7 protein-coding genes are annotated in these 16,585 nt (G+C 48.3%); all 7 read right to left on the bottom strand.

Translation table 11 applies throughout. The features are described from left to right. Positions 1–14 precede the first annotated feature (14 nt). The 7 genes from fae to MET42_RS0107700 all read right to left on the bottom strand — a co-directional run bounded on the left by fae (position 15) and on the right by MET42_RS0107700 (position 16,508). Positions 15–722: a formaldehyde-activating enzyme gene (gene fae, locus MET42_RS0107740; RefSeq protein ID WP_019882312.1), complete on the bottom strand. Its 708-nt coding sequence runs from the start codon at positions 720–722 to the stop codon at positions 15–17. 53 nt (positions 723–775) lie between these two features. Further along, positions 776–3,343 (bottom strand): methyl-accepting chemotaxis protein, encoded by a 2,568-nt coding sequence (locus MET42_RS0107735; protein WP_019882311.1) that lies wholly within the window; start codon positions 3,341–3,343, stop codon positions 776–778. Between the two features lie 332 nt (positions 3,344–3,675). Further along, positions 3,676–6,372 (bottom strand): methyl-accepting chemotaxis protein, encoded by a 2,697-nt coding sequence (locus MET42_RS0107730; protein ID WP_029512369.1) that lies wholly within the window; start codon positions 6,370–6,372, stop codon positions 3,676–3,678. A gap of 212 nt (positions 6,373–6,584) precedes the next feature. Beyond that, positions 6,585–6,809, bottom strand: a complete 225-nt coding sequence (locus MET42_RS0107725) for a hypothetical protein (protein WP_019882307.1) — start codon at positions 6,807–6,809, stop codon at positions 6,585–6,587. A gap of 168 nt (positions 6,810–6,977) precedes the next feature. Next, positions 6,978–10,010: a methyl-accepting chemotaxis protein gene (locus MET42_RS0107720; protein ID WP_019882306.1), complete on the bottom strand. Its 3,033-nt coding sequence runs from the start codon at positions 10,008–10,010 to the stop codon at positions 6,978–6,980. A 183-nt stretch (positions 10,011–10,193) separates the two neighbouring features. Next, entirely contained in the window at positions 10,194–13,283 is a 3,090-nt protein-coding gene (locus MET42_RS0107715) for a methyl-accepting chemotaxis protein (protein ID WP_019882305.1), read from the bottom strand. 606 nt (positions 13,284–13,889) lie between these two features. Next, entirely contained in the window at positions 13,890–16,508 is a 2,619-nt protein-coding gene (locus tag MET42_RS0107700; RefSeq protein WP_019882303.1) for a methyl-accepting chemotaxis protein, read from the bottom strand. Positions 16,509–16,585: the final 77 nt, after the last annotated feature.

Here is a 16,585-nt window from a genome sequence, read left to right as displayed (position 1 = left end):
ACATTGGCCGGAAATTAAGCCTTTGTTGTATCGATACGATCTTTCATTTGTGCAATAGCCAATTCAACCTGCTTTTCTTCTTTGGCTTTTGCTTCAGCGCTAGTGCGTGCATATTTGCTGCGCTCTTGCATTTGAGAGATCGCCAATGCAGCAGACTGGTCATCAGCACGACGGTTTTGTGCTTCTGGTGTTTGCGCTGCAAATGGATGCAAGGCTTCTTTGTATTGTTTCACCACATCAGCGGCTTTAGGCTCACGGGCAACGGCGGCTTTAATCGCGATTTTGGTTGCGCGATAGTTCCAGTCCTGGATACGGTCATCCATGTCAGCTTTGCTGTCAATGAATACGCCAACGCAAATAAACACGTCATCTGCTTCTTCCAGTGGAATCGTGCCATCAGCAACGCAATCCATCACTGCCATCGCTACGCCACGTTGCGCCGGGCCAAACATTTGTGTTGCCTGACGGCCATCTTTGATGGTCACTTTGTTAAACATCACTGTGTTTGGTTTTACCATCATGTTTGGCGCTGCAATCGCCAATAAACCATTTACCCCTTGTTTTTGGTCGGTGAGCGTACGACAAAATGCGTCTTCTGCAGCGCTACCGCGTGGGCCCATAATTAAGTCAATGTGCGCCACATTTTTCAAATCCAGGCCACCCTCTGGGCGATCCTCGATAACCAAACCTTCACCAATTAACACTCGATCAATCACAGCCATTTTTTTAACTCCTGATAAAAAGTACTACTTATTAAAGGACGATAGCAACCGCCCTAACCGTTGCTGACCTGGCGATATGATTCGCCCCAGCCCGCATTTCCAACTTGATGGCCGGACACTTTTGCGTGTCCATCCACAATAAATACACCGACAGCCGTTGCCAGCTCATTCGAATGATCCATGAGCGATTCAGCCGCTGCGGCAGCTTGTTCTACCAACGCAGTATTCTGCTGGGTCACATCATCCATACGGATCACGGCATCGTTTACCAGGGCAATGCCTGCACTTTGCTCGTTAGACGCCGAAGCGATCTCACCGATAATGACGCTGACGCGTTTCACAGAATCCACAATTTCATGCATGGTGTTGCCAGCTTCTTCTACCTGGCGACTACCCTCTGCCGTTTTGTTAACGGAATCGTTAATCAACTCTTTAATTTCACGTGCGGCGACTGATGAAAGCTGGGCCAAATTACCCACCTCGTTGGCTACCACCGCAAAGCCACGTCCTTGCTCACCGGCACGCGCTGCTTCCACGGCCGCATTCAGCGCCAGGATATTGGTCTGGAAAGCAATGCTGTCGATGACAGAAATAATGTCTTCAATCTTGCGTGCGCTTTCGTTGATATCACTCATGGTGCTTACCACCGCATTGACCACTTCGCCACCCTTCACCGCCACTTCTGAGGCTTGTGCAGCCAGATGATTGGCCTGTTTAGCGTTATCAGCATTCTGTTTCACGGTTGAAGCCAGCTCATCCATGCTGGAAGCTGTTTTCTCCAGGTTAGCGGCCTGGTCTTCAGTACGACGGCTGAGATCGGCATTGCCTTGTGCAATTTCTTTGGCAGCAATATTGATAGACTCGGCAGCCGCTTTCACGGTCAGCACCGGCTCAACGATCATATCCAGTGTCTGGTTCATGCCCTCAACAATTTTGCGATAATCGCCAGGGTGTTTCGCGGCATTGGCGCGCACAGTCACACGGCCTTCACGGGCAGCTTCTGCCAGCATTTGCGCATCGGCATTCAATGCTTTCAAATTACTGCGTACTTGTTCAATGGTTTGATTAATTTGGGCTTTTTGGCCAGGAAAGCGCTCTAATGGCGCGTCAAAGTCGCCATCGCCAAACGCCTGCACACAGGCCATGGCTTTTTGGTTCAATTCAATGTGTCCGGCCACAATCTGGTTGATGCTGGCTGCGAGCACTGAGAACTGGCCTTTAAACATATCTGCACGCAAGGTCATGTCAATATTGCCTTTTTCATGCTCGGCATTGACCCAGTTAACAGAGTCGACAATGCCTTTCAGGTTGCCGCGGATGCGGTCTACGCTCTTGTTCATGGCGGCTTTCTGGCCAGGCATGGCTTCCAGTTGTACTGTCAGGTCGCCACGGCCAATATTGTCCATCACCGCAATAAACTTCTCTGTATCGCGGACATAGGCCGTCACCATGTGGTTCACGCCTTCTGCCACTGCTTTAAAGTCGCCATCAAACTGGCTGATATCCAGCAAGGCATCAATCTCACCCTGGGCATGGGCCGCAGAAACCTGCGCCATATCTGAAATCAGTGTTTTAACGTTATTCTTCAAGCTGTCAAAGCTGACATTCAAGGCATTTAAATCGCCTGGTAGCAACTCCAGCTGGGCGCCAAAATTACCTTGCCCCAGCAAGTGCATGGACTGGCTGGTTTTGTGCAGAATATCGGCATGCATAGTCAGCATGCGATTAATATCCTGCGCCATATTGCAATATTCACCGCTAAACTTGTCAACATCAATCACTGCCTTGATGTTGCCTTTGGCATGCTCAGCCACGACATAAGTCATTTGCTGATCCAATGTGCGCAAGGTCGCTTTTGCCTGGTTTAAAGCGTGAATCACATTATCATCGCTGTTCGCGTGCAACTCTGAACTGCTACTAAAGTCGCCATTGGCAATGCCTTTGGCCGCCTCTAACGCTTCGTAGGTTTCACCACCCACATTGCGTCTGATAGACCCTATCAATAACGAACCCACCGCCACAGTGAACAGAATCAGGCCGATATTCAGGCCATAATTAACCCACTCATTGTGGTTAATCAATACCGGCGTTTGTTGCTCTATACGTAACGCACCATCACTTGCCTGTTTGACTACATCGTCAACTGCCAGTCTATGCTTTTGATACGCAGCCTGCAATCTTTCCAGTGCCTGATCAATTTGCTTTTTGTCACCACTGCGGATAGCAGGAATCACTTCGTTATCGCGCACGTTGAAAAATTGATTGCCACTCTCAAATAAAGGGCCAATCACACTGCTTTTCAAAGTGGATTCCGGCAGTTGGGTTTGCCAATAAGTGTGGCGCTCTTCAAAGGATTTTTTCAGTGTGTTGCCTTTATCCACCAGCGCTTGCAAAGGCTGATTGTTTAAAGACACCATTTCAAGCACGGTGAGCCAGGACTCAATCAGATATTCAGGCGGGGGCAATACATCGGCGATCAAGTCTTTATGATTAATGATTTGCTGATAATGCGCGCCATGAATCGCTAATTCGCGATCGCCTAAATTATCCAGGTAACTGGTCGTGACAATGCCTGAACCAAGGACAGCCAGCATCAAGCCCAGCTGTGACTTTAGTTTCATGTGAGAAAATTTTCCCGCCAATGTACTCAACGTCAATCCATTTAACGATGGTGAGGACATGCTTGCCACTCCTTAATTGATTCCAAATCCCGGTTACTGGCCTGTTTGTTTTGTTTCTTGGCCTATGTTGGTGATTATTCAACATTCAAGCCCGAATTGAATTGCCTGTAAAAAGGGGAATCTCGGCTCTTTTGCTGTAATTGCAACCCTAAAGAAATTCAAATGTGCGTAATGGCCAGAGTGGCGTGTTACAAGGGCTGGAAGCAGGATGCCTGGAAGCAGGTGTAAAAAAACCGGCTGAATAAGCAGCCGGTTTTTTATGTTGAAGCTAGTTAAAACTCTTCCCAATCACTATCATCGGTACCGGTTTTGGCAGAGATCTTAGGCGCTGGCGTCGCATGCGGTTTGGGGGCCGCCACGGGTCGCCCGGACGATCCGCCGCCGAAGCTACTGGACACTGGCGGTGGTGCCGCATGGGTATGGGTGCTGGCTTTAAACCCGCCCGATTGACTGCTGTGGCCAAAACCACCGCCGACACGGCCTTCGAGTTTAAACTGGCTAATCGCATCGGCCAATTGGTTGGCCTGATCCACCAGGGATTCAGCTGCCGCAGCTGCTTCCTCCACCAAGGCCGCATTCTGCTGCGTGGTTTCATCCATGCTGGTCACAGCCTGGTTCACTTGATCAATACCTGTCGTTTGCTCGGTAGATGCCGCGGAGATCTCGCTGATGATGTCGGCCACACGTTGTACTGAAGATACTACTTCATCCATGGTGTTACCTGCATTCTCTACCAGCTTGGTCCCTTCTGTGGTTTTATTCACAGAGTCTGTGATCAGCTCTTTAATCTCTTTCGCTGCACTCGCTGAGCGTTGGGCAAGGTTACGTACTTCACCCGCTACTACCGCAAAGCCTCTACCCTGCTCACCCGCTCTTGCTGCTTCTACCGCTGCGTTCAACGCCAGGATGTTGGTCTGGAACGCGATACCGTCAATCACCGAGATGATGTCCTCGATCTTTTTAGCACTTTCGTTGATCGCACTCATGGTGGCGACCACTTCGTTCACTACTTCACCGCCTTTGACAGCAACACCTGAAGCAGTCAGTGCCAGCTGGTTCGCCTGTTTGGCGTTCTCAGCATTTTGTTTCACGGTAGAGGCTAACTCTTCCATGCTCGCCGCCGTTTGCTCCAGGCTGGATGCCTGTTGCTCGGTACGCGCTGACAAGTCAGAGTTACCACTGGAGATTTCATTCGCTGCGGTGGTAATTGTTTCAACCGCTTCTGATACCGCAATAATCGGTTCTACGATCATATCCAGGGTGTTGTTCACACCTTCGATAATCTTGCGGAAATCACCGTTGTGTTTATCAACATCAGCTCGCACCGTAATGCGGCCTTCTTTAGACGCTTCTGCCAGCATGCTGGTGTCGGCCACCAACGCGTTCACCGCTTCAATGCTGGTGTTCAAGTTGGTAATGATCTGGCTGTAATCGCCTGGATAATGTTCAGAAATTGTCGCTGGAATATGGCCTTTAGCGATATTGTCCAGGTACTCTGAAGTCACTGTCAGTGGTTTGACCACTGCATCCAGTGTGCTATTCAGGCCTTCAATCACTTTACGGAAGTCACCATTATGCTGATGGGTATCAGCGCGGGTAGACAGCTGACCGTCTTGCGCGGCTTGTGCCAGTTTATTGGCATCGGCCACCAAGGCGTTCACTGCACCAATACACGTATTGAGGTTGTTAATGATCAGGCTGTAATCACCCTGATATTGCTCTTGAATACGCGCTGGAATCACGCCTTTGGCAATGTTGTCCAGGTAACTTGAAGTCACATTCAACGGTTTCACCACCGCATCTAATGTGCTGTTCATGCCTTCGACAATCGCACGGAAATCACCTTGATGCTTGCTCGCATCAGCGCGGGCAGACAAATTACCTTCAACCGCGGCATGTGCCAGTTCGTCGGCATCGCTCACCAGGCGCTTGATATTGCTACGTACCTGCTCAATCGCCTCATTCACAAAGGCTTTCTTGCCTGGGAACTGCTCCAGCGGCACATCCAGATTACCCTCACCAAATGCTTTTACCACTTCAATGGCACTACGGTTCATCGCAATGTGGCCAGCCACCATTTTATTGATGCCTGCGGCCATTTCAGAATAACCACCTTTAAAGCGTGTTTGATCAACATTGCAATCAATATCGCCTTCATCATGCTGCTGGCTCACGTAATTCAAGGATTGCACCAGGCCATCCAGTGTGCGTTGCAGCACACGGATAGAATAAGCCACGCTGGACTTGTCATCTTCAGGCAGGGTGATTTTCTGGTTCAAATTACCTTCAACAAAGTTGCGGGCAATCACGGTTAACTCAGAGGGTTCCATGCCCAATTGCTTGAACATATTACGCTTGATGTAAATCCCAATGGAAACCACTACGGCTAAGGCAGCGACAGCAATGGCAATCAACATAAAGATTGCACTTTGTTTGACGGCTGCCGCTTGCTTGGCGCTGTCTTTGGCTTGTGTATTATTAAACAGTCTATGTTCGCGAATGGCCTTTTGTACGCCTTCGATCACAGCCTGATTTGCCAGCAAAGCATCTCTCGCCTCAGTTTTCTTGTTAGAAAGAGACAAGGTCAAAGTATTGCTACCTAATACATCGTACGCTTTGATCGCGTCATAGTCTTTTTTCAGAAACTGTTTGTCCTGCTCATCGCTGACAAAATTGTCATAGCGCTTTAATGCTGCCATCAGTTTGCCATGAGTTTCAGCCACTTCTTTTTCGATGACCTGCATTCTGGCATTGTCTGTATTCAGCATGTGCTGCCAAATCAGGCTATTCAATTTTTCAAACTCGCCCAATGTATCGTCTAGTATTTCGATACTCGGTGCAGCCACTTCATTGGCGTAATTAGTGTATTTAAACACCTTGTCTGTTTGGAAATAACTCACTCCCGCCAGCAGGAACAACCCCAAAGCTGCGACGGCAATCAGAATGTACATTCTCTTAGCAACACTCATAATTTAGACTCCTAAATCCATTTTTAAACTTTATAACCTTTTCGGCTTTCTTATATTTTCGGTTATCAATCTGGCAAACTAAACATTAATAAAGAAGCTTTTCATCTCTCTGTTTTCGCTCAAGTTTTCACCTGTTCTGCCGAGTATCCAGTATGAAAAATCATAAAAAATCCCCCTACGTTCAGGGGGATTCGCTGACTGAAAAAAGTCGATTATTTCTTCGCTTTTGAAGCGTCTGCAACTTCTACTTTTTTCTTGGCAGCACCGGCCTCTGCAACTGCGTCGCCTTTCATATGTGAAGAAGTCAGTTCAGCACTGCCCTCTTCATAACAAACGCGACCCATCATCGAAACGGTACATACTTCAGCGGCAAAAATCGGCGCCGAAAAAGCGGATAACGCAACGATAGTCAGGGCTGTGTTCAAAGTTTTTTTCATAAAGTCTCCATACAATTTAACAGGGAATAACAGTGGTTATTGTTTACCACTTAGTTACTTTTACGACGCTTCCAGCCGTTTCTTTAGCGACAAACAGGCGTTTTAACAGTTTAGTTACAATAAAAAAGCCGACTGATTTACAGTCGGCTTTTTTTCATTCAATCCACGCTAAAACTCTTCCCAATCACCATCATCGGTACCCGTTTTCTTAAAGGTACTGGCCATGGTATGCCTGGCCGCTGGCGGGGCGTTACCGCCACCTCCGGAGAGGACTCTGGACAAGCTTTCAATTGCAGTATGTGTGTCTTTCGACCGCCTGGAGAAATCACCGCCTAACAAGAACTTGGCCTTATCCATATTTTTCGCTGCGACCGACGCTACAATGTCACCGACACTCTGGTGAAAGTGCGCGTGCGCGTCTTTCAAATCCCGATATTCCTTGCGGTGGCTGTGTTGCTTGCCTTCGCCATATATCCATTTACCCAGGTCGCATTTATGATCACTGGCCGCATCGGCATGGTTAATAGGCTCTTTTTGTCGCCCATTCATATAGTCTATCAGCCGTGTTTTCCATTGTGCATGCGCCTTATTGGCGTCATCCAAAGAGAACTTTTTTGCGACGGCTCCTCCATGGGCACCGGGAAAACTTGTGACTGATTTTGCTGGTGCATGATAATGCTGGGCTGCACCTCTTGAATGGCTACTTGCACCACGTCCTTCCAGTTTAAACTGGCTAATGGCTGCCGTGAGCTGGTTGGCCTGATCGACCAGGGATTCAGCTGCAGCTGCGGCCTCTTCTACCAAGGCCGCATTCTGCTGCGTGGTTTCATCCATGCTGGTCACAGCCTGGTTCACTTGATCAATACCTGTCGTTTGCTCGGTAGATGCTGCAGAGATCTCGCTGATGATGTCGGCCACACGTTGTACTGAAGATACTACTTCATCCATGGTGTTACCTGCATTCTCTACCAGCTTGGTCCCTTCTGTGGTTTTATTCACAGAGTCTGTGATCAGCTCTTTAATCTCTTTCGCTGCACTCGCTGAGCGTTGGGCAAGGTTACGTACTTCACCCGCTACTACCGCAAAGCCACGGCCCTGCTCACCCGCTCTTGCTGCTTCTACCGCTGCGTTCAGTGCCAGGATGTTGGTCTGGAACGCGATACCGTCAATCACCGAGATGATGTCCTCGATCTTTTTAGCACTTTCGTTGATCGCACTCATGGTGGCGACCACTTCGTTCACTACTTCACCGCCTTTGACAGCAACACCTGAAGCAGTCAGTGCCAGCTGGTTCGCCTGTTTGGCGTTCTCAGCATTTTGTTTCACGGTAGAGGCTAACTCTTCCATGCTCGCCGCCGTTTGCTCCAGGCTGGATGCCTGTTGCTCGGTACGCGCTGACAAGTCAGAGTTACCACTGGAGATTTCATTCGCTGCGGTGGTAATTGTTTCAACCGCTTCTGATACCGCAATAATCGGTTCTACGATCATATCCAGGGTGTTGTTCACACCTTCGATAATCTTGCGGAAATCACCGTTGTGTTTATCAACATCAGCTCGCACCGTAATGCGGCCTTCTTTGGCAGCCTCAGTCAGTTGATCAGCGTCAGCAACCAACATATTGACGGCGTCGATACAAGTGTTGAGGTTGTTTTTAATTTCATTGAAATCACCACTGTAGTGCTGGCTAATGCGCTCTGGAATATCGCCTTTAGAGATACGGTCAACATAATTTGCCGCCACATTCAGAGGACCAATCACAGAGTCCAGGGTGTTATTCACGCCTTCAACAATTTTGCGGAAATCGCCATTGTGTTTGGCGGCATCAGCACGCGTAGACAGCTGGCCATCCACAGCTGCTTTTGACAGCATGTTGGCATCGGTCACCAGTGCATTGACCGCATCAATACAATGATTCAAATTGTCTTTAATCGTATTAAATTCGCCTTTGTATTCATCTGTAATCTTGGCTGGAATACGCCCCTGTGAAATATCTGCCACATATTTAGCGGCAACACTTAAAGGATTAATAACGGCGTCCAGTGTGTCATTCACACCTTGCACAATCTTACGGAAATCACCCTGATGCTGGCCAGCATCCGCACGTGTAGACAAGTGACCTTGAACGGCTGCATGTGCCAGTGCGTCAGTATCACTCACCAGACGCTTGATGTTGCTACGCACTTGCTCAATCGCTTCATTCACAAACGCTTTTTTGCCTGGGAATTTCTGTAGTGGTACGTCCAGATTACCTTCACCAAACGCTTTTACCACTTCAATGGCACTACGGTTCATCGCAATGTGGCCAGCCACCATTTTATTGATGCCTGCGGCCATTTCAGAATAACCACCTTTAAAGCGTGTTTGATCAACATTGCAATCAATATCACCTTCATCATGCTGTTGACTGACGTAATTCAAGGATTGCACCAGGCCGTCCAGTGTGCGTTGCAGACCAACAATAGAATAGGCAACACTGGACTTATCGTTTTCTGCCAGCTTGATTTTCTGGTTCAAGTTCCCTTCGACCAGATTGTGGGCAATCTGACTTAACTCACCCGGCTCTACGCCAAGTTGTGCACGCAGGCGTTTAGTAATCAGCATGCCAAATGCCACAATCGCAGCCAAACATAATAAAGCGATCGCTGAGGATTGCCACACAGCACTCTGCTTGATGCTGGCTGCATGCGCAGCCAGCTCCAAGCTGGTTTTCTGGTTGTAAACCATATGCTCGTCTAGTTTATCGGCGACTTCAATCGCCAATTTATCAGCCTGTTTTAAGGCCTCTGGTGCTTCAGGGGCACTCACTTCTGACAAACGCAATACCGCTGTCATTTGTACAAAGTAGCGGTTCAGCATCTCTTTTTCAGCGGAGAGCAATGCCTGGTCTTGGTCGCTAGACACCAGGTCCTGGTAATGCGTCAGGGATTCCTCGACAATCTTTTTACGGTCCTGAATTTGCGCGGCCAGTTTGTCTTTCTCGGCAGGCGTGGTCACGCTCACGTGGCGCAACACATTCAGGCGCAATCTTTGATAGTAATTCTGCGCTTTGGACAGTTCAAGAATACTGGGGATGGTATTGACGTTGGCCTGATTGGTCGTGTCATACACTTTAACAATTTCATTTAAAGTGACCCCGATAAGAACCACCATCGCTAACGCGCAAGTGGCAATCAAAAGATACATGCGTTTTGCAATTGTCATCATGGATTCCTAGATAAATACAGCTGGATAAATATAGATTTAAAAATTACTTTTTCACGCTCTGATTATGGCAAAAACGGTTCAAATGATATGTGGAAATAAAACAGGGAATTACTGTCTTATTCATGCTTACACCATAAAAAACCGGCTGAATAAGCAGCCGGTTTTTTATGTTGAAGCTAGTTAAAACTCTTCCCAATCACTATCATCGGTACCGGTTTTGGCAGAGATCTTAGGCGCTGGCGTCGCATGCGGTTTGGGGGCCGCCACGGGTCGCCCGGACGATCCGCCGCCGAAGCTACTGGACACTGGCGGTGGTGCCGCATGGGTATGGGTGCTGGCTTTAAACCCGCCCGATTGACTGCTGTGGCCAAAACCACCGCCGACACGGCCTTCGAGTTTAAACTGGCTAATCGCATCGGCCAATTGGTTGGCCTGATCCACCAGGGATTCAGCTGCCGCAGCTGCTTCCTCCACCAAGGCCGCATTCTGCTGCGTGGTTTCATCCATGCTGGTCACAGCCTGGTTCACTTGATCAATACCTGTCGTTTGCTCGGTAGATGCCGCGGAGATCTCGCTGATGATGTCGGCCACACGTTGTACTGAAGATACTACTTCATCCATGGTGTTACCTGCATTCTCTACCAGCTTGGTCCCTTCTGTGGTTTTATTCACAGAGTCTGTGATCAGCTCTTTAATCTCTTTCGCTGCACTCGCTGAGCGTTGGGCAAGGTTACGTACTTCACCCGCTACTACCGCAAAGCCTCTACCCTGCTCACCCGCTCTTGCTGCTTCTACCGCTGCGTTCAACGCCAGGATGTTGGTCTGGAACGCGATACCGTCAATCACCGAGATGATGTCCTCGATCTTTTTAGCACTTTCGTTGATCGCACTCATGGTGGCGACCACTTCGTTCACTACTTCACCGCCTTTGACAGCAACACCTGAAGCAGTCAGTGCCAGCTGGTTCGCCTGTTTGGCGTTCTCAGCATTTTGTTTCACGGTAGAGGCTAACTCTTCCATGCTCGCCGCCGTTTGCTCCAGGCTGGATGCCTGTTGCTCGGTACGCGCTGACAAGTCAGAGTTACCACTGGAGATTTCATTCGCTGCGGTGGTAATTGTTTCAACCGCTTCTGATACCGCAATAATCGGTTCTACGATCATATCCAGGGTGTTGTTCACACCTTCGATAATCTTGCGGAAATCACCGTTGTGTTTATCAACATCAGCTCGCACCGTAATGCGGCCTTGCTTGGCCGAACTGGCCAGCAGATCGGCATCAGCAACCAGCCTGTTCACGGCATCAACACAGGTATTGAGGTTATTCTTTAACTCATTGAAGTCACCTCGGTAATGTTCATTGATACGCGCGGGAATATCGCCTTTGGAGATACGATCAACATAGTTCGCCGCGACACTCAATGGGCCAATCACCGAATCCAGTGTATTGTTCACCCCTTCGACAATCTTGCGGAAGTCACCCTGATGCTTGCTGGTATCAGCACGCGTAGACAACTGGCCATCGACAGCTGCTTTTGACAGCATGTTGGCATCGGTCACCAGTGCATTGACCGCATCGATACACTGGTTGAGGTTATTTTTAATGGTATTGAAATCACCATTGTAATGATCACTTATTTTGGCCGGAATGTGGCCATGCGAAATATCTTCCACATACTTTGCAGCCACGTTCAATGGTCCAATCACCGCATCCAGGGTATCGTTGACCCCCTGCACGATCTTGCGGAAGTCGCCCTGATGCTTGCTGGCATCGGCCCGAGCGGATAAGCGCCCAGCCACCGCAGCCTGAGACAGCATACTGGCATCAGCAACCAAGGCCTGCACCGCATCAATACACTGGTTCAGGTTATTTTTAATCGTATTGAAATCACCTTTATAGGCATCCGTGATTTTGGCTGGTATTCTGCCTTTGGAGATGTCATCCACGTATTGTGCAGCCACATTCAAGGGGATAATGACGCCATCCAGAGTCTGGTTAATACTATCCACCAATACTCTGTATTCGCCATCAAACTTGCTGCTTTCACCGCGCGCACTCAAATTGCCGGCACTGGCTGAACTGGCCAACTGTTTGGATTCATTGACCAGTGTATGTATCGTATGATTTAGTTTACCGGCTGAAATAATAACCTCGTCCAGTTCGTCATGCGGAACGATCTCTTGCTGCACCGCCTGAATATTCCCCTGTACCAGGTCTTCCATCATTTGTTTGGCCAGCCTGGATTTAGCAATAATATCCCTGGAAACGGCATACACAATCCACAACACCAGGCACAGGCCCAACGCAGTCATCGCCAGTGTGGTATACAACTGATATTCTTGTTGAGTGATTCTTTTTTGCAGTGTGTGCTGCAGTTGATCCATCAACGCGTAATAGCTTTTATAGGCGATTTCAATTTGCGCACTCGCCTGATTGAAATATTGCTGCGAATCATAAGACAGAGATTCATTCTTTAAAATCGCAGTAAGCAGTAATTGCTTGAGATGCTGTGTGGCATCGAGCAAAGGCTGTATTTCTTGCGTATTCTTCTGGTCGTAGCGCGACAGCACATGCATATTGTGCATAAAACGGCCATCCGTCTGCTCCATGGCATTGACCAGCCCTTCCAGCTTCAAACGCTCATTTTCTGAAAGCGCCTGTTTAGCGAGCACACCAGCGCCGAGGCCACGCACTTGCGCCATGACTTCAATCAACGGCGGAACTTTTAACACCGCTGTATCCATCATGTAATAGGACTCTTCAAGCGGATCCAGCGTCAACCCACTGATATCTGCCTTAATTACCGTGGCTTCAATCAGAAAGTTAATAATTGCCGTATGTTTGACAAAACTTTCTTCACGACTGGCGGCCAGGCTGGCCAATGTCAGGGTTTTATAATTCGTGATCGCGGTTTGCCACTTATCTGAAAACTCAATCCAGTAAGGATCGTCATGGCTCACTACCTGAGAAGTCTCATGCATGAAACGAATCGTTTCAATGTCCTTGTCCAGCTTGGACTCCAACTCGGCAATTTTCGGTTGCAGTTCGCGCTTACCTGAAAGGTAGTTGGCCATCATCCCACGATGTTTCTGCACATCCTCAATCATGACCATTAACGGGCTGATTAAGGCGATGCCTTGAACTTCAGCATCGGTTGTCCTGATATCTGCTTTATTTTTAAGAATATTGACCGAGGCGAGATAAGTTAAGGGCAGCAAGATAATACATGCCATCAACGTAAGTTTTTTGGTGATAGAGAGCTTGTTAAGCATGACGCATCCTCTGTGTTAATAAATTCAATCGAACAACCATCAATCGATTAAACATCGAGAAAACGTAAAATATAAGCGTTCAGGCGTGAGGGATTATTACCGTGTGTCACGGGCGTCATGCATACGTCGTTGTATACATCTCAATCATGAAACGTCTGCATATTGTTCTCGCCGTTTGGCACCATGTACTGACTGTCCAGCCCAGACTGGAGTCAACACATCGTTTATCAATGGTGACTGCCTCGTTGCAATCAACCACAGCTGATAGATGGTTTTATCATGATAAAAGGACAGCAGCATTTTCAATTGAGGAAAAAAACAGGGGTTTATGTTTCAATCCATCACCAGCGATCTTTTCGAAAACTAGCGTTGTTTTTCTAGAGATAGCCTCTATACAGTTACGAATGAAACAGGCATAAAAAAACCGACTTTCGTCGGTTTTTAAAATTTATTTCATACAGTATGATTATTTATAAGGGATAACCAATCACCGCCGATGCCCACAACAAAAAACCTTCAACCAGGGCACTCACCACTTTCAGAAAGACATTTGTCATGGGCTTTTCCTCTCACAGAAACAAGCAGACTCATTGTTAAATCATTGCGTTAAAACTCTTCCCACTCAGTATCATCCGTACCGGTTTTAGTCGATTTGCCTGGTTGATAACTATTCGTATGTGCAGCCGGTTTAGGCTTGCTCACTGGCGCGGACACAGCGGGACGGCTGGCAACTGCAACACGTGGCGCTGCAGAGCGGGTGGCTTGTGTTGCACCGCCACGCACTTTGAATCTGTTCACGGTATCCATCAGGTTAGAAGCCTGCTCAACCAATGACTCAGCAGCGGCCGCAGCTTCTTCCACCAGGGCGGCGTTTTGCTGGGTCACTTCATCCATATGGTTAACGGCATCATTGACCTGGTTAATGCCTGAGCTCTGTTCAGCAGAGGCCGCTGTAATTTCGCTCATGATATCGGTCACACGCTGCACCGAGGTCACCACTTCATGCATGGTTTCACCAGCAGTTTCCACCAGTTTAGTCCCGTCAGCGGTTTTATTCACAGAATCAGTGATCAGCTCTTTAATTTCTTTCGCGGCACTAGCTGAACGTTGTGCCAGATTGCGCACTTCACCTGCCACCACCGCAAAGCCTCTACCCTGCTCACCTGCACGCGCAGCTTCTACCGCCGCGTTTAGTGCCAGAATATTGGTTTGGAAAGCAATGCCATCAATGACAGAAATAATATCTTCAATCTTACGGGCGCTTTCATTGATTGCACTCATGGTGGTCACCACGTTACCAACGACTTCACCACCACGAATCGCCACTTGTGACGCGGCTTCAGCCATTTGATTGGCCTGGCGTGCGTTTTCGGCGTTTTGTTTCACGGTAGAAGCCAGTTGCTCCATGCTGGAGGCAGTTTCTTCCAGGTTAGACGCCTGTTGCTCGGTACGGCTGGACAAATCGTTGTTGCCGCTGGAGATTTCATGTGCGGCTGTATTAATGGTTTCGCCTGCTTCTCGCACGTTCACCAGAATATCGTTCATGATATCCAGCAACTGGTTGATGGAGTTCATGGTCTCAACTGCAGCGCCTTTGGCAATCGAGCTGTCCAGTCGATAGGTCACGTCACCGTCAACGGCTAATTTCAGGGCCTCTTTGATCTGGTTTTCCACACGCTTGTCTTGCGTTTGGTCTACCCACTCAATCACAGTGCCCAGACGTTCGCCATCATTATCGAAAATCGGGTTCGCTGTCAGGCGGAAGAACATATCGCCGACACCAATTTCGGTTTGATGCTTGCCAGTCAGTCCACCTAGCAGGTTACGCTGATGCGCCGGATTTTTATGGAATACATCATAGCTTTGACCAATCAGTTTCTCTGCATCGAAGTGCGGAAATAACTGTTTGAATGTTTTGCTGGATTCGCGCATCAACTCCAGCGCAGCCGGGTTCATATAGGTAATAACGCCGTCTTTGTCAGCCATCATCAAACTATTCGATGAAGCCTCCAAAGCATTTTTGATCATGGTCGCTTCACGGGTTTTTACCTTCTGCGCCTGGTCAGCCAATACCGCTTTGGTAATATCGGTGGCATATTTAACCACTTTTACCGGCTTGCCATCCAGCCCGATAATCGGGTTGTAAGACGCCTGTAAATAAATGTCCTGGCCTTGTTTGCCATAGCGGTGATACACCCCCACATCGGCCTCGCCACGATTGAGCTTGGCCCAGAAATCTTTGTATTCCTGGCTGGCTTTATAGCGCTCGCTGACAAACATACTGTGGTGCTTGCCAACAATTTCATCCAGTTGATAGCCTGTCAGGCTCAGCACGTTATCATTGGCGGTTAAAATATTGCCACTCATGTCGAACTGAATCACCCCTTGTGAGTGATTCACAGCAAAGATCTGGCCTTCAAAGTCCAGTTGACGCTGTTTTTCCTGGGTAATGCAATAAGAGTAGACTTTGACTTTGAGGACAGTGCCATCTAACCCGACAATCGGCACATAGCTGGTGCTAAACCAGTATTCGTTGCCATTTTTGGCGACGCGACAGATTTCCAGCTTGGCATTTTCGCCTCTATTCAACTTCTCCCAAAGTTGCTTATATTCAGCACTTTGGGCTGTATTTGCTTTCAACAGTATCGAAACATGCTTACCAATCACTTCACTGTGTTGATAACCCAGCGGCTTCAGGAAGACCTCGTTGCATTCAAGAATATTGCCTTTCAGGTCACACTCCATCACCCCAAAAGACTGATTCAGGGCGTTTTCTTCTTCTTGCAGCGCCAGGCTGCGCTTTTTATCCGCAGTCACATCGGTCAGATAAGCCACCACTTTACGTAGTTGTGAGCCTTGCATCACAGGCGCGTAATAGCCCTGGAACCAAACCTCATGGCCCTCTTTGTTATTCAGTTTGAAGCTACCACCTTGAGACTTACCGCCCTGCAAAGCATTCCAGAACTGTTCGTAGTCTGGCTTGCCAGCGTCTTCACGCGTCAGTAAAGCACGGTGATGCTGGCCGACCAGCTCTTTTGCGCTGTAGCCTAGCGATTGGCACAAATTGTCATTGACCTGGCTGATATCCCCCTTGGCATTCAGCTCAACAATCGCTCTTGCTTTATTGATTTCAGACTTCAGCGCGCTGAATTCAGCCACCTGATCCAAAGTATTACGATAATCCCGAGTCCCTGCCGCCAGCTTATTCACGATGGTAGAAAACATAATTTTATCCTTGGAAAATATCTCTGTTTAGAGTAACCGCGCTTATGTTTTTGCTGTTGTGCACGTTTTTATAATGT

The sequence above is a fragment of the Methylophilus sp. 42 genome, assembly GCF_000384155.1.
GTDB lineage: Bacteria > Pseudomonadota > Gammaproteobacteria > Burkholderiales > Methylophilaceae > Methylophilus.
Note: the sequence above shows the minus strand (reverse complement) of the source record. Positions and strands in the feature narration are given on the sequence as shown.

Excerpts from the sequence above, each read along its gene's own strand:
- MET42_RS0107715 (WP_019882305.1), bottom strand. The coding sequence starts at position 13,283 with ATGCTTAACAAGCTCTCTATCACCAAAAAACTTACGTTGATGGCATGT.
- fae (WP_019882312.1), bottom strand. The coding sequence starts at position 722 with ATGGCTGTGATTGATCGAGTGTTAATTGGTGAAGGTTTGGTTATCGAG.
- MET42_RS0107725 (WP_019882307.1), bottom strand. The coding sequence starts at position 6,809 with ATGAAAAAAACTTTGAACACAGCCCTGACTATCGTTGCGTTATCCGCT.
- MET42_RS0107720 (WP_019882306.1), bottom strand. The coding sequence starts at position 10,010 with ATGACAATTGCAAAACGCATGTATCTTTTGATTGCCACTTGCGCGTTA.
- MET42_RS0107735 (WP_019882311.1), bottom strand. The coding sequence starts at position 3,343 with ATGAAACTAAAGTCACAGCTGGGCTTGATGCTGGCTGTCCTTGGTTCA.
- MET42_RS0107700 (WP_019882303.1), bottom strand. The coding sequence starts at position 16,508 with ATGTTTTCTACCATCGTGAATAAGCTGGCGGCAGGGACTCGGGATTAT.
- MET42_RS0107730 (WP_029512369.1), bottom strand. The coding sequence starts at position 6,372 with ATGAGTGTTGCTAAGAGAATGTACATTCTGATTGCCGTCGCAGCTTTG.